The following is a 3091-nucleotide window of genomic DNA, read 5'->3' as shown; positions in this document are numbered from 1 at the left end:
AGCAGTGAAACGATGCATCGCCGATGGTAGTGTGGGGTTTCCCCATGTGAGAGTAGGTCATCGTCAAGATTAAATTCCGAAACCCCAATTGCGAAAGCAGTTGGGGTTTTGTTTTGCCCGCAGGAAATGTGTCTGCTTGTTTTCTATGCAACGGCCCGGCGCATGGCTATTATTCGGGCCTCACTGTGAGGCGAGACCTACATGCTGACGTTGTTGAATCTTCTGAAGGATGGGCGATTCCATTCTGGTCAGGACCTAGGCGCCGCCTTAGGAATTAGTCGAAGTGCGGTATGGAAGCAGCTTCAGCACTTGGAGGCTGAGCTTGGGCTGTCCATTCACAAGGTTCGGGGGCGAGGTTATCAGTTGGCTGCGCCGCTTGTGTTGATCGATCCTCTTAAAGTGGCGCGGATGAAAGAGAGTTGGCCAATTGCGGTTTTTGATTCCATCGACTCGACTAATGCTGAGGCTTTGCGCGCCATTGGCCGGGGGCAGGCAGCGCCATTTTTAGTGCTTGCCGAGCGACAGATATCTGGACGTGGGCGTAGAGGGCGCAAGTGGGTTAGCCCGTTTGCCGAAAACCTTTATTACAGTCTCGTTCTGCGAATTGATGGTGGGATGCGCCAGCTTGAGGGCTTGAGTCTTGTTGTTGGGTTGGCAGTCATGCGAACCCTGCAAAAGCTCGGCGTCACTGGCGCAGGTTTGAAGTGGCCTAACGATGTTCTCGTCGGCAATAAGAAAATTGCCGGTATTTTGCTGGAGTTGGTTGGGGATCCGGCTGATGTGTGTCACGTGGTACTAGGTATAGGTATTAACGTAAATATGCAGGTTGCAGAGGAGGTTGATCAGCAATGGACTTCCATGCGACTTGAATCTGGTACAACTTGCGATCGTAACGTTCTGGTTTTCGAGTTAAGCGAACAGTTGCAGTCATATATACAGCGTCAGCAGGTCGGTGGTTTTTCAGTTCTCCAGGCAGAATGGGAGGAAAACCATTTGTGGCAGGAGCGATCAGTGTCGTTGATTGCTGGTGTCAGCCAGGTTGATGGTGTTGTGCTGGGGATTGATAGCCAAGGCGCGCTGCGTTTGCAGGTGAGTGGTGTGGAAAAGGTCTTTAGCGGTGGCGAGCTCAGCCTGAGGTTGCGTGATGATTCTTGAGCTTGATTGTGGCAACAGCTTCATAAAGTGGCGCGTGCTGAGTGCCGAGGCTGCTGTGTTGATCGCAGAGGGGGTGGTTGACTCGGATCAGGCTCTGCGTGATGGTCTATTTGCTCTAGCTGGATTGTCGCTAAGCAAATGCCGTCTTGTTAGTGTTCGTACTCTCGAGGAGACGGGAGCGTTAATCGAAATGCTTCGGCGGGATTTCGATCTGACAGTTGTATGTGCAGAGCCAGCTCGTGAAATGTCTGGTGTTAGAAACGGTTATGAGGACTACGAGCGCTTGGGGCTTGATCGTTGGTTGGCGATGCTCGGCGGATTCCACTTAGCTGAAGGTGCATGTCTGGTGCTGGATTTTGGCACGGCGGTAACGGCGGACTTCATTGCGGAAGATGGGGAGCATCTCGGGGGCTTTATTTGTCCTGGCATGCCGTTGATGCGTAACCAGTTGCGCACCCATACACGAAAGATACGATACGGTGATCTCGCGGCTGAGCGTGCATTGACAAGCCAGGCTCCCGGTCGGAGCACTGTTGAGGCGGTGGAGCGCGGTTGCTCTCTAATGCTCAAAGGGTTCGTGCTCACTCAGATGGAAATGGCACGAGCCTATTGGGGGGAGAGTTTCACTGTATTTCTTACAGGGGGGGATGCCGTATTAATAGCAGATGTTGTCCCAGAGGCCAGGGTTGTTCCCGACCTGGTGTTCGTGGGCTTGGCTATGGCGTGTCCTTTGTCCTGAGGTCTGTATGCGTTGGTTGTTCCTGCTGTTCCTTGTTCTCAATGTTTTCTATTACGTCTGGCATCAGCAGGAAGCACCTCTGCGTGCAAAAGATGTCACCCCTCTGAGTTTGTATAAAGGCCCCCAGCATGACATTCGTTTGTTCAGCGAGAGTCTGGATGCTTCTCGAGAGAATGCTGGTGTGCGCTCTGAGGAGCGCTGTCTTTATTTGGGGGGATTTGCTCGTCAGGATTTGGTTGAAGCGTTGGGGCGCCGTTTGGCGGAGATGGATATCAAGGCTTCGCCGTTGCCTGACGAGCGTCCGGCAACAGGATACTGGCTGCGTATCTCACCTGAAGGTCAGCGATTGTTGGGTGCTGATCAGTTGCAAAACCTTTCCAAGGAATTCAATGAGTTAAAACATAAAATAATGCTGTGCGAAGGGGTTGCGCCTGCTGAATAGTTTGCATAGAATGGCGCCCGCTCCACAGTGAAGACCTGAAGAGGTGGTCATGAAGGAGTGGTGTCAATGCAGCTAACCTCAAGTTTTTAAATGAGAAAATGCTTGACAGGGGTTTGGCATAGTATAAAATGCCGGCCTGATTAGGAGGGGTTCCCGAGCGGCCAAAGGGATCAGACTGTAAATCTGACGTCTACGACTTCGAAGGTTCGAATCCTTCTCCCTCCACCAGATTTAAGCGTGAGCTGCAGGCTCTGCGGGTATAGTTTAGTGGTAGAACCTCAGCCTTCCAAGCTGATGATGCGGGTTCGATTCCCGCTACCCGCTCCAAGCTTGCAGGTTGTGCAAAGTGTTTCGCTCTTGTAGCTCAGTTGGTAGAGCACACCCTTGGTAAGGGTGAGGTCAGCGGTTCAAATCCGCTCAAGAGCTCCATATAACAAGGCAGATATGAAAATATCTGCCTTTGTTTTAATGGTTGATGTTGTTTGTCTAATTCTTCTGTTTGAGGGTGATATCGATGGCTAAGGAAAAATTTGATCGTTCCCTGCCCCATGTTAACGTAGGGACCATCGGTCACGTTGACCACGGTAAAACCACTCTGACCGCTGCTCTGACTCGTGTTTGCTCCGAGGTTTTCGGTTCGGCCGTAGTTGAATTCGACAAGATCGACAGCGCTCCAGAAGAAAAAGCTCGCGGTATCACCATCAACACCGCGCACGTTGAGTACAACTCGCTGATCCGTCACTACGCTCACGTTG

At 51.8% G+C, this 3091-nt stretch carries 4 protein-coding genes and 3 tRNA genes; all 7 read left to right on the top strand.

Annotated elements, in window-relative coordinates; translation table 11 throughout:
* Positions 1-201 precede the first annotated feature (201 nt).
* The gene (birA, locus tag AACY11_RS28110; protein WP_339434339.1) at positions 202-1155 is read left to right on the top strand and encodes a bifunctional biotin--[acetyl-CoA-carboxylase] ligase/biotin operon repressor BirA; all 954 of its coding nucleotides are present in this window, start codon (positions 202-204) and stop codon (positions 1153-1155) included.
* A complete protein-coding gene (locus tag AACY11_RS28105) occupies positions 1145-1894 on the top strand; it encodes a pantothenate kinase (protein ID WP_339434340.1) in 750 nt (249 codons plus the stop codon). Before birA ends, AACY11_RS28105 begins: the two co-directional genes overlap by 11 nt.
* A gap of 7 nt (positions 1895-1901) precedes the next feature.
* A complete protein-coding gene (locus AACY11_RS28100) occupies positions 1902-2336 on the top strand; it encodes a hypothetical protein (protein ID WP_339496308.1) in 435 nt (144 codons plus the stop codon).
* Positions 2337-2479: 143 nt separating this feature from the next.
* A tRNA-Tyr gene (locus tag AACY11_RS28095) sits at positions 2480-2564 on the top strand.
* Positions 2565-2589: 25 nt separating this feature from the next.
* Positions 2590-2663, top strand: a tRNA-Gly gene (locus AACY11_RS28090).
* Between the two features lie 26 nt (positions 2664-2689).
* Positions 2690-2765 (top strand) — tRNA-Thr (locus AACY11_RS28085).
* A gap of 85 nt (positions 2766-2850) precedes the next feature.
* Positions 2851-3091 (top strand): GTP-binding protein (locus tag AACY11_RS28080; RefSeq protein WP_339434213.1); only part of this gene is annotated, 241 nt, incomplete at its 3' end.

This window comes from Pseudomonas sp. RA_105y_Pfl2_P56, assembly GCF_963970845.1.
Lineage (GTDB): Bacteria > Pseudomonadota > Gammaproteobacteria > Pseudomonadales > Pseudomonadaceae > Aquipseudomonas > Aquipseudomonas baetica_A.
This window is presented reverse-complemented; position numbering and strand designations above follow the sequence as displayed.